8 protein-coding genes and 1 pseudogene are annotated in these 10,164 nt (G+C 69.5%); 6 read left to right on the forward strand and 3 right to left on the reverse strand.

Translation table 11 applies throughout. The features are described 5' to 3' along the window. The 4 genes and pseudogenes from ACK4K7_RS11910 to ACK4K7_RS11925 all read left to right on the forward strand — a co-directional run. Positions 1-392, forward strand: a pseudogene (locus ACK4K7_RS11910) (phytanoyl-CoA dioxygenase family protein); the annotation flags it as partial. A gap of 31 nt (positions 393-423) precedes the next feature. Continuing rightward, entirely contained in the window at positions 424-1,035 is a 612-nt protein-coding gene (locus ACK4K7_RS11915; protein WP_431866263.1) for a GntR family transcriptional regulator, read from the forward strand. Between the two features lie 255 nt (positions 1,036-1,290). Continuing rightward, positions 1,291-1,881, forward strand: coding sequence for an RNA polymerase sigma factor (locus tag ACK4K7_RS11920; protein WP_431866265.1), 591 nt, complete (start codon positions 1,291-1,293; stop codon positions 1,879-1,881). After that, positions 1,878-2,912, forward strand: coding sequence for a FecR family protein (locus ACK4K7_RS11925; protein WP_431866267.1), 1,035 nt, complete (start codon positions 1,878-1,880; stop codon positions 2,910-2,912). The genes ACK4K7_RS11920 and ACK4K7_RS11925 overlap by 4 nt, the downstream gene beginning before the upstream one ends. Positions 2,913-2,954: 42 nt before the next feature. Here the strand turns inward: ACK4K7_RS11925 and ACK4K7_RS11930 are convergent, their stop codons facing one another. Further along, positions 2,955-3,407 carry a hypothetical protein gene (locus ACK4K7_RS11930; protein WP_431866268.1) on the reverse strand — a complete coding sequence of 151 codons (453 nt, stop codon included), beginning with the start codon at positions 3,405-3,407 and terminating at the stop codon, positions 2,955-2,957. On the opposite strand from ACK4K7_RS11930, the gene ACK4K7_RS11935 reads away from it, so the two are divergent. Next, complete coding sequence (locus tag ACK4K7_RS11935; RefSeq protein ID WP_431866270.1) at positions 3,397-5,592, forward strand: TonB-dependent receptor plug domain-containing protein; 2,196 nt, start codon at positions 3,397-3,399, stop codon at positions 5,590-5,592. The two genes, ACK4K7_RS11930 and ACK4K7_RS11935, sit on opposite strands and share 11 nt — an antisense overlap. Continuing rightward, positions 5,592-7,700: an Atxe2 family lasso peptide isopeptidase gene (locus ACK4K7_RS11940; RefSeq protein ID WP_431866272.1), complete on the forward strand. Its 2,109-nt coding sequence runs from the start codon at positions 5,592-5,594 to the stop codon at positions 7,698-7,700. Before ACK4K7_RS11935 ends, ACK4K7_RS11940 begins: the two co-directional genes overlap by 1 nt. Here the strand turns inward: ACK4K7_RS11940 and ACK4K7_RS11945 are convergent. Continuing rightward, complete coding sequence (locus ACK4K7_RS11945) at positions 7,683-9,440, reverse strand: asparagine synthase-related protein (RefSeq protein ID WP_431866274.1); 1,758 nt, start codon at positions 9,438-9,440, stop codon at positions 7,683-7,685. The two genes, ACK4K7_RS11940 and ACK4K7_RS11945, sit on opposite strands and share 18 nt — an antisense overlap. Positions 9,441-9,460: 20 nt before the next feature. After that, complete coding sequence (locus ACK4K7_RS11950) at positions 9,461-10,084, reverse strand: lasso peptide biosynthesis B2 protein (RefSeq protein WP_431866276.1); 624 nt, start codon at positions 10,082-10,084, stop codon at positions 9,461-9,463. Positions 10,085-10,164: the final 80 nt, after the last annotated feature.

Here is a 10,164-nt window from a genome sequence, read left to right on the forward strand (position 1 = left end):
CGGTTGCCGAAGCCTCGGAGCAAGTTCCCGAATATGGACCGGGCTCGGCCCTCCTGATGCTGGGCTCCACGCTCCACGCGGCAGGTGCAAACCAGTCGGCCGAGGTGCGGCGGGGAATGATCGCCGGCTACAGCCTCGGATGGCTCAAGACCTACGAGAACCAGTTTCTCGCCTATCCGCCGGACATTGCCCGCTCGTTCCCGCCCGCCCTCGCGGCGCTGGTCGGATACCGCCAGCATCGGCCGAACCTCGGCAATTACGAGGGCTGCTGTCCTTCCGTGCTGCTTGGCGCGCCGCCCGCGCGGCTGGGCGCGATCGACGCGCTGCGGCCGGACCAGGCGCAGGCAGTCGACGCTCATGCCGCCGAGCAGAAGCGGCGGGCCGCCGCGTGACGGGCGCGCTTTCCCATGTCGGAGGGGTCCGATGAGCCCCGGGCCGACCTTTGACCGGATCTATCATGCCCTTCGCGACCGGCTGGCCGAGGGGTGCTACCCACCGGGCGGGCCGCTGGAGCCGGCAGCTATCGGAGACGAGCTTCATTCGAGCATCACCCCCGTCCGCGACGCGCTCCACCGGCTCGTGGGAGAAGGCCTCGTCGCGGCGCCGCGTCACGACGGGTTTCGGGTGCCGAGCCCTGCCGAGGCCGAGCTTCGCGACCTTTATCTCTGGAACCTGCAGCTGCTCGAACTCGCACTGCGACGGCAGGCAAGCGCCGAGCCGTCAATCGACGACGGGTCCGACCTGGGGCGCTGGGCCGCACCCGAAGCCGAAGTCTTCGCGCGAGTGGCGGCCGCCACCGGAAGCGGCGAGCATCTCGCCGCTGTCACCCGGCTCAACGATCGCCTGGCGCCGATCCGCCGCGCCGAGCGAGATGTCGTGCCCTCCGCCGGAAGCGACGCCGAGAAGCTGGCAGAGGCGGAAACGGCCGGCGACGGCGCGGCCTTGCGCAAGCTCTTTCGTCTTTATCATCGCCGGCGCGTAGCGGCGGTTCCCCGCATCGTGCTCGCCTCCCGAAGGCCCCGGCCGCCAGCTTGAGGTGGCCCGGGATCGCGCTTGCGCGCGCCGGGAGACGGACGCCCGGCGTCGCTCGCTTCGGGACGATCGCCTACCCCGGATTTTCGGCCGGTTGCCTCTTCGCGGGTTTTCGAGCAGGATGATGCGGCAGCCTGAACATGCCGGCACGGGCTGCGGCTCATCAACCGCCGGGCATCAAACACGTTCGTCCAGGCGGCCGGACGTTCCAGCGCCAGCACCCGTCCGGCACGGGGCCTTACGTGCAAACTCCATTGAATGCGTCTGTCGGCGGTCGTCGCGGCGCGTCCGGTCCGCGGTGCGGTGCGTCCGGTGGATGAGGGAAATACCGGGCGAACGGCGCCTGGCGAGGACGACGCGCGGCGGCGGGTCGCCATGCTCTACCGGGAGCACGCCCCTGGCCTCAAGCGCCGGCTGCGCCGCAGGACCGGTTCGGGCGAGGAGGCAAGCGATCTCGTGCATGAGGCATTCGCGCGGCTGCTCGGCGCTGCGGCGCTTCGGCAGCTGCGGCATCCCGAGGCGTTTCTCAACCGTATCCTTCGCAACCTTCTCATCGACCGGGCACGGCGGTCCGCCGGGCGCGCAGAGCATGTGCCAATCGCGCCCGACTGCGAGCCGGTGGTGCCGCCCGACCAGGCCTCGGCTATCGAGCTGACGCAGATGCGCGAGCAATATCGCGCGCTGGTGGCGGATCTGCCCGAGCGGATGCGAGAGGTGTTCGTGCTCCACCGGGTGGAGGAGCTCAGCTACAGGGAGATCGCGGCGCGGCTCGACATCAGCGTCCGCACCGTGGAGTGGCATATCGGAGAAGCGATCGTGCGCATTAGCAAGGGATTGGAGCGGCCATGACCGACCCCGGCGCCCCCGAGCCACCAAGGGACCAGCTGATGCGGGAGGCGGCCGCCTGGTTCGCGCGGATGCGCGGCCCCGACGCGGACGCGAGCCGCCCGGAGTTCGAGGCATGGCTGAGGCGCGGCGCCTTGCATCGCGGCGCCTACAATCGTGCGTCGGAGATATTTGCGATGGGCAAGCTGCTGTCCGACGCGCCGGGGGCCGGGCACGGCGCCGCGCGGCCGAGAAGGCTGGCGCCGGCCCTCATGGGCCTTGTCGCCGTCGCGGCGCTCGGCGGCCTCGCCATTCATCTCGCGCCCGTCTCCCGAGACGGCGGCCAGGCGGACAGTGCGTCGGCGCCCGCAGCACAGGAGCAAAGGCGGCGCCTCGCTTCGAACGCGGGAGAAGTCCGCTCGTTGCTCCTTGCCGACGGCTCCCGGATCGTGCTCGCGCCCGGCACGGTCGTCGAGGCGCGGCTCGGGGCCTCGGAACGGCGGCTGGACCTTCTCCAGGGCCGAGCGCGGTTCGACGTGTTCCGCGAGGCGCGCCCGTTCAACGTCCATGCCGGCGGAGGGACGGTGACGGCACGCGGCACGATTTTCGACGTCGAGATGTCGCCGGCGAACGGCGTTACCGTGAGACTGATCGAGGGCGCCGTCGACGTGGCCCTGCCGGCATCGGCGGAGACTCCTGGGCCGGGCCCTGCGGTGCGACGGCTCCGCCCGGGCGAGGCGCTCACCTTCGCCACCCGGCCGCCCGCCGGGCGACCGGCCGCGCCTCCGGAGACCCCGGCAGCCACGGCCGCCGCCTACCCGCTGATGGACGCGGCGCGCGATTATGACCGCGTCTCCGTCGCCGAGCTCGTCGCCGCCGCCAATGCCGCCTCTGCGACGCCGATCCTGCTTGGCGATCCGGCGATCGGCGCGCGGCGGGTATCAGGCCATTTCCGCGTGGACGACACGACGCTCCTCGCCGAGCGGCTGGCGATCCTGTTCGGCCTCGAAGCCGACCGCGGCAATCCCGCGCACATCCTCCTCAGGCGCCGCTAGCTTTTTTTCACGTCCGCACCCCGGGTTCCGGCGATCGGCGCGTCAATCCCCCCAGGACCGGCGATCCGCCGGCAAGGAGGGGAAAGGGACATGTTCAGGAATGCCATTCGCGCGGCCTGCCTCGCAGGCGCGGCCGTATCGGCGATCACGATCGCCGCGCCCGCGGCCGCGCAATCGGAAGCCATGGCGGACTACGACCTGCCGGAACAGGATCTTGCGGAGACGCTGAGGGCGATCGCGCGTGCCACTGGCCGGGAGATCGTGTTCGACGCCGACGCGGTCGCGGGCCTCAGGGCCCGGCCGCTCAGGGGCCGGCTCACGCTCGTCCAGGCGGTGCGGGCAGCGCTGCCGGGCGACGACTTCCTGGTCGAGCATCGCGCCGGCGCCGCGCCTGCCGGCGCCGCAGACCACCCGCACCGACCCAGGCACCGGCACCATTACCGTCACCGGGAGCCGGATCCGTGGCAACGGCTCGCCCTCGCCGGTGATCGTCACGACCAGACGCGAGCTCGAAGAAGGCGGCGTTTCGGATCTCGCGGGATTCACGCGCACGCTTCCGCAGAACTTCACCGGCGGGACCAACCCGGGCATCGCGGGCGGCGGCCAGCAGGGCGGACAGAGCAACATCAACAATTCCGCGGCGCTCAACCTGCGGGGACTCGGGCCCGACGCCACGCTGACGCTCGTCAACGGGCATCGCCTCGCCTACGACGCCCTCAACCAGGGCGTCGACATCTCCGCCATTCCGCTCGCAGCCGTCGAGCGGATCGAGGTGATCGCCGACGGCGCCTCGGCGCTCTACGGTTCCGACGCGGTCGGCGGGGTGGCCAACATCATCCTCCGCCGCGCCTATGACGGCCTCCAGACCACCGCCCGCATCGGCGCCTCGACAGAAGGCGGAAATGTCCAGCAGCAGTACAGCGCCGTCACCGGCGGCCGCTGGCGCTCCGGCGGAGCCATGTTGGCGCTCGACCACAATCGCACCACACCGATCCTGGCGGGCGACCGTCATTATGCGTCGAGCCTCTTTCCGACCACCACGCTGACGCTGCGCAGCGCGCAGTCGAGCGGCGTGCTGTCAGGTCATCAGCGGATCACCGGCGGCGTCGTTCTCGAGATCGACGCCATCGCCATGCAGCGCAAGTCGCAGAAGCGCTCACCGTTCCTCAGCAATGCCGATCTTTTCACCAACGGGCTCGCCACCGATCCGACGGTCAGGAGCTTCGCGCTGGCGCCCACCGTGCGGATCGACCTGCCCGCCCGCTGGCAGGCCGCGCTCAGCGCCACGCGTGCGGTCAGCCACACGCGCATCTATACGAGCCGCTATCAGAACAACGTGCCGTTCAATTCGAGGCTCATCTACGAGAACCGGCTGAGCGGCATCGAGGCCAGTGCCGAGGGACCGCTGTTTCCCGCACCCGGCGGAGACGCGCGGCTCGCGATCGGAGGGGGACTGCGCACGGTCGCCCTTCATCTGGACATCACCGACTTCATCAACGGCAACTCGGTCACCTTCCGCAACTGGACCGAGAAGCGGGACGTCCAGTTCGGCTATGGCGAATTCTCGCTTCCGCTCATCGGGCCGGAGCTTGCCTTCCCGCTCATCGAGCGGCTGACGCTGAGCGCGGCGGTCCGCTACGAGCGATGGGAGGAGATCGATGATGTCGCCACGCCCAGGTTCGGCATGGTCTATCAGCCGCACCGCGACGTGCTGTTCCGCGCGTCATGGGGCAAGGCGTTCAAGGTCCCGACCCTCAACCAGGTCAACCAGGTGCTGCAGGGCGCCCTGCTTCCGGGCACCCTGTTCGCGCCGCAGCCCCAGCCGCCGCTACCGGCCGGAGCGACCGTTCTCTATCTCGGCGGCGGCAATCCCGACCTCCGTTCGGAGCGCGCCACCACCTGGTCGACGGCAATGGAGTTGCGCCCGGCCTTCCTGCCGGGCCTGCGCCTCGACGCCAGCTATTTCAATATCGACTATCGGGACCGGATCGGGACCGCTTTGTCCGGCACCCTGTCCTCGCTGGCCAACCCGATTTTCCGGGACCTCATCACGTTCAACCCGAGCATAGCCCAGGTCACCGCGATCATCGCCACCCTTCCGCAAGGCCTCAGCAACCAGACGGGCCGCCCTTTCAACCCGGCCAGCGTCGCGGCCATCATCAACGGTACGCTCGGCAACACCGCGCGCGAGCGCGTCCGCGGCGTCGACCTGGTGGGAGAATACCGAATCGGCCAGAGCGAGGACGACCGGCTCCTGCTGACCGCCGCCGCGAGCTACCTCAAGAGCGATCGCCAGCTCGCACGCAACCAGCCCGTGTTCCAGCGCGCCGGAACGATCTTCAACCCGCCCAACTGGCGGGCGCGGGGCGGCATCGTCTGGCAGGGACGCCAGGCCGGTCTCGCCCTGCTCGGCAACTATGTGGGTTCGACACGGGACGTGCGCTTCCCGATCGTCGAGCGCGTCGGCCCGTTCGTGACGGTCGATCTCAGCGCCAGCTGGAGAAGCACTGCGCCCACCGGTCCGCTCCGGGGCGTGGAACTCCGTCTCTCGGTGATCAATATGCTCAACGAGGAGCCTGACACGATCCGCAACACCGATCAGGCCGCACCGCCCTACGATTCCACCAACCAGTCTCCCGTTGGCCGGTTCGTCGGGCTGGCGGTGCGGAAGGACTGGTGATGCGCCTCCTTCCGCTGGTCGTCCTCGCCGCCTGCGCTGCAGTCCCCCATCGTGCAGCGGCGGGGACGGCCTCCTGCGAGGACATCCTCCCGCCGGAACGCCCCACTGCGTCGGCTCCGCGCGCCCTCGAGCCCGAGGACCTTGTGCGCCTGCGCGACATCGGCCCAGTGGACCCGTTGCCGCACGCCCAGCCGTTCATGTCCGTCTCGCCGGACGGCAGCAGGATCGCGTTCCAGCTGAGGAGGGCCGATCCGGCCGGGAACCAGCATTGCCTGGCGATGGCGGTTCTGGGGCTGGCGCCGGGCGCGCGCCCGGCGCTTGTGGACCGCGGCGGCGAACTCATCCTGCTCACCATCGACCTGCGCGGAATCGCGGACTCGCCAACCGGCATCCCGATGGTGATCACACCGCGCTGGTCGCCGGACGGACGCTGGATCGCCTTCCTGAAGCGGGAGGGAGGCGTTACCCAAGTTTGGCGCGCCGAAGCGGACGGCAGCGGCAGCCGGCCGCTCACCCGGTCGCCCGCCGACGTGGTGGATTTCAGGATCGGAAGCGACGGCTCGACCCTCGTCTTCGCCTCCCGCCCGGCGCTTGCGCAGGCTTATCGGGAGATCGAGCAGGAGGGACGCACCGGCTTCCACTATGACGACCGGTTCGTGCCCGTCGCCGGCAATCGGCCGTTTCCGCTTTCGCCCGTGCCCCGCTCGGTGGAGGTGCTCGATCTTGCCTCGGGCAACGTCCGGGAGCCCGCGGCCGGAGAGGCGGAACTCCTCGAAGGATCCGCCGACGTCATCGCGACGGCAGGCGCCCCTGCCCGCAACTCTCCGGACGCACGATTGTGGATCTCGGCGACCATGCTCACCGGTGGCGCACGGAAGGGAAGCCTGCACGCCAGGTTGCGGAACGGCACGGTCGCCAACTGTCAGGCACCGGAGTGCGAAGGCGCCTACGATCCCTGGTGGATGCCTGGCGGCCGGCGCGTCCGCTTCTTCCGGCTGGAAGGCTGGGGACGCGGCTCTACGGCAATCTATGAATGGATCCCTGCCGAGCGAAGCGTGCGCCGGCTCTACACGACCGACGATGTCCTTGCCGACTGCGCTCCCGACGGCGAGACCCTGCTTTGCCTCCGGGACGCATCGCTCCGGCCGCGCCGGCTCGAGCGCCTCGACCCGGTCCGGGGCACAAGCCAGCTCCTGTTCGATCCCAATCCCGAGTTCGCCAAGCTTTCCCTGGGCGCCGCCGAACGCCTTCGCTGGACGAACTCCAACGGACTCGAACCCTTCGCGGACCTCATCCTCCCGGTCGGCTACCGCGCGGGCAAGCGCTACCCGATGATCGTCGTGCAGTATGACACACGCGGTTTCCTGAGGGGCGGCACGGGCGACGAATATCCGATCCAGGCGTTCGCGAACCGCGGCTATGCCGTGCTCAGCCTCCGCCGTCCGGCAGCGGTCGGCTTCCAGCGCTCCGCACCGGATTTCGACGAGGCCAATCGGCTGAACCTTGCCGCCTTCGAGGACCGGCGAAGCGTCCATGCCTCGCTCGTGAACGGTGTCCGGATCGCGGTCGAACGCGGGATCGCCGACCCCGAGCGGATCGGCATCACCGGCCTCAGCGACGGCGCCTCCACCACCATCTGGGGCTTGCTCCACAGCTCGATGTTCAGGGCGGCGGCCGTCAGCACCTGCTGCACCGACACCACCCTCGCCTCCCGGGTCGGGCCCCTGGCCGGGCGGCAATTGCGGGCCACGGGCTATCCCGGCATGCTGGAGCGCGACGATCCCTTCTGGCGCGAGATCTCGCTGTCCGTGAACGCCAGGCGGTTCGCGACGCCCCTGCTGATGCAGCTCTCCGACGACGAATATCTGAGTTCGATCGAAAGCTTCGCGGCCCTGCGGGAAGCCGGCGCACCCGCCGTCCTGTTCGTCTTTCCGGACGAGCATCACGTCAAATGGCAGCCCGCCCACCGGCTGGCCGTCTATCGCCGCTCGCTCGACTGGTTCGATTTCTGGCTCCGCGGCATCCGCTCGTCCGATCCCGACCGGGAAAAGGAGTTGCGGCATTGGGAAGCACTGAAGCTGGAGAACGCCTCACGGGCGGTTCGCTGACGAAGCTTCCGCCGGACCGCTCCGCCTTCCACGCGACATCCAGCTGTCGAGCCACGCCTCCGCGGCCACGAACTCAAGGATGCGCACGCGATGCTCGCCCGGCACCGGCCGCGAACCGGCAAGCAGGCCCTCCAGTTTCGATCGATCGATCAGATTCTGCCGTGCCAGATGTCCTTCCAGCAGCCGCTCGGCGATTTCGGTCCGGTAGTGATCGAGTATCCGGGCGGCGAAGCCGTCAGGTCCTCCTTTCACCCTGCGATCGAGGATCGATCGAGGCAGCATGTCCGCGAACGCACGACGTGCGAGCGAGCGGTCCCTGCCGCCGGACCGCCACTCCCAGCTCGGGATCGCGAGGCAGGTTTCGACGAGCGGCTGCGACAGAAGCGGGTTCAGCACCGGCAGATGGCGGCTGCGTCCCGGCTCCAGGCATTGCAGGACACGGAGGATCGATGCGACATGCGCCGCCTTGCCGGGGAGGCCATGTGGCGGCGCGTCCAGCCACGGATGACGAAGCGGGCGGTCTGCCAGAGCCGCCACCAAAGCGGGGCTGAGAAACAGTGTGTCCGGCCGCCATTCATAGCCACGCGGCCCCGACACCAGTCGCGCCGCGCTCCTGGCCGCTTGCCACAGACTGCAACCGGTCTGCCAGCAGACGTCGCGGAGCGTCGCCAGGACATTCCATCCAAGACCTTCGGCCAGGTAGCGGTCGGCGATCGCGGCAGCCGATTGCGAATAGCCGAACACACTGTCTCCGCCATTGCCGGTCATGAAGGCTCCCGCCCCGATCTCGCGCGCGGCCGCGATATGCGCATGCTCGTAGGCCAGCGCCTGGGTACGGTCTCCCGGCCTCGGCATGTGGCTGCCGAGCGGCTCGGATATGTCGATCCCGTCCAGATCGAGGCTGCGCTCCAGGAGCGGCAGGCCAAGCCTTTCGCACAGCGCCCGGGCATGCACGCGTTCGTCTCCGCCCGGATCCTCGCCGAACATGGTGAGGCAAACGGCATCGGCTCTCGCGCGGGACAGACCGGCCGCGACAATCGATGAATCGAGACCTCCCGACACGCTGACCAGCAGCTTGCCATGGACGCCAGACCAGGCAGCGACGCACTGCATGGCCACCCTCGCCAGCCGCTCGGCGGCGGGGGCCGCGTCGGCGGCGGCGCAGACATGGTCCCATGGCGACCAGCAGGGCGATTGCCGCATGCAGGCCTCCGCGGTCCCGACGGAGAAGCCGGGTAGAAGCTCGGCGATGCCACAAAGGGCGGTCTCCTGCGCTGGAAGGCCGGCGCCATGAAGGTACCGCGCCAGCGCCGGCCAGTCGACATCGCCGGCGCTCAAGCCGCAAGCCACGAGCAGCTCGGCATCTGAGGTGAACGCCGTCCACCCCGGCCCCTGGGCGGTCCAGCAGGGGATCGCCGCGGACGGATCGCGAAGCACGCGCACGCCATCCCCTGCCGCCAGCGCCGCGACATAGCCGCCCCAGAAGGAGCTGAGCAGCGCTCCTCCGCCACTCTGCACGATCATGCGGGCATCCGTCTCGCCAAGCGAGGCAATCGCCCGGGCGGCTCCGTGCCGATGAAACAGCGTTCCGATCACGACCCCCTCCCCCGCTATTTCGATGCAGGGACAATTGGGGCTCGCGAGCACCGCCAGCCGGGGATGCGCGAAGGCAGGGGCGAGACCGACTCGTCGCCACAGCCGGTCCGGCAAGGCGGGATCCAGGGCTGCGCCCTCGGCCACCACGAGGAGATATCGCGGCCTCATCCGGCAACCAGGATCGGCGTGAACAGACGCGCCTGCTCATGATCACCGACAAGCACCCGCTCATCGAGCTGCGCCCAGCAGTGGGCCGCGAACGGGTTCATCCGAACGCCGATCACCAGCCGGGACCTGATGCCGCTGCGCCGAGCCAGGGAATGGACGGCAAGCGCCCGCGGAAGGCACCTGTCGGCAGTCCGGAGCACCAGACCTGCCGCAGCGGACGCCGAAATGATACTCCTAAGACGCTCCGGACTCGCGGCCGACTGCGGGGCGTTCCGCAAGGGGCGCCTCGCCCGTTCAATCGCCTCCAGAAAGGACCGTCGGCGAAGCAGCCAGGCGGCGCCAAGCTCGATCCGCAGCGCCCTAAGAACGTCGAGCATCGGAGCGGGCGGGAAAGGCGGAGCAAGGAAGTCGGCCGTCGGCGGCGGAAGCTGGAAACCGGCTTCGGCGCTCTCCTTGCCCTTGACCAGCAGTTCCCGATCGACGAGCGGGCGAAGGAGGGCAAAGTCCCCTGGCTGGCCTTCCCCGGCGCGCAGCCGAAGAAAAGCCGCCTCCGTCTTGAACGGCAGGCAAAAGTAGCGGTCCCGCAGGAGATCCAGGAAGACCACGCGGCCGCCGGTCACGCACCAATGGAGATGCTTTCGGAGCCGGTACATAATCGGACACCTGTGACGGGGGGACAGGGGGACAGGGGAACAAGCAC

This window comes from Allosphingosinicella sp., from assembly GCF_046295735.1.
GTDB lineage: Bacteria > Pseudomonadota > Alphaproteobacteria > Sphingomonadales > Sphingomonadaceae > Allosphingosinicella.

Bases quoted from the DNA above. Each gene is read 5' to 3' on its own strand.
- ACK4K7_RS11915 (WP_431866263.1), top strand. From the start codon at position 424: ATGAGCCCCGGGCCGACCTTTGACCGGATCTATCATGCCCTTCGCGAC.
- ACK4K7_RS11920 (WP_431866265.1), top strand. From the start codon at position 1,291: ATGCGTCTGTCGGCGGTCGTCGCGGCGCGTCCGGTCCGCGGTGCGGTG.
- ACK4K7_RS11925 (WP_431866267.1), top strand. From the start codon at position 1,878: ATGACCGACCCCGGCGCCCCCGAGCCACCAAGGGACCAGCTGATGCGG.
- ACK4K7_RS11940 (WP_431866272.1), top strand. From the start codon at position 5,592: ATGCGCCTCCTTCCGCTGGTCGTCCTCGCCGCCTGCGCTGCAGTCCCC.